Genomic DNA, 558 nt, shown 5'->3' with positions numbered 1-558 from the left:
CGCCCACGAGTTCGGCCACATCGTCGACCTCTTCACGGGCGGTGGCATCACCGCAAAATTCACCCCCGACTGCGGCGACCTGTGCACCTACCAGTGCGTCGCCGACACCACCGACGAGGCACCACCGCTCACCGAATCGATCGCCCAGTTGTTCGCCTTCGTGCTCCTGCACCAGGCCTTCGACGAGGCCGACTGGCAGCACTGCTCGATCGTCGACCTCGTCTCGCGCAACGGCACCAAGGCGTGGGCCCCGGGCCCCTGCATCCCGCCCGGCGAGGACATCAGCCTGTTCCTACGTTCGGACGACTGCACCAAGCCATCCGACCAGTACTGCGACCGGCCCGAGGACGTCGGCGTTGGCCGGACGTGCTGCTTCGACGACGAGGATCTCAGCGATTGCACGCTATTCGTACCCAGCGAGTGCCCCATGGGCGACCTCGGCCCGACCGGCGGCTCGGGCACCGGGACCGCCCGCCCCAAGCCGACCGGAGCATGCGACAAGGGCCCGGGCTACCGCACGCACAGCCTGTTCCAGGCGTTCTGGCAGATGCTCAACGG

Annotated in this window: 1 protein-coding gene; it reads left to right on the top strand. The window is 68.1% G+C overall.

What is annotated here, in order from left to right; genetic code table 11:
• Positions 1-558 (top strand): hypothetical protein (locus tag OEB96_RS00320; RefSeq protein ID WP_266213375.1); only part of this gene is annotated, 558 nt, incomplete at both ends.

Origin of the sequence: Paraliomyxa miuraensis (assembly GCF_026337845.1) — a bacterium.
Classification (GTDB): domain Bacteria; phylum Myxococcota_A; class Polyangia; order Nannocystales; family Nannocystaceae; genus Paraliomyxa; species Paraliomyxa miuraensis.
Note: the sequence above shows the minus strand (reverse complement) of the source record. Positions and strands in the feature narration are given on the sequence as shown.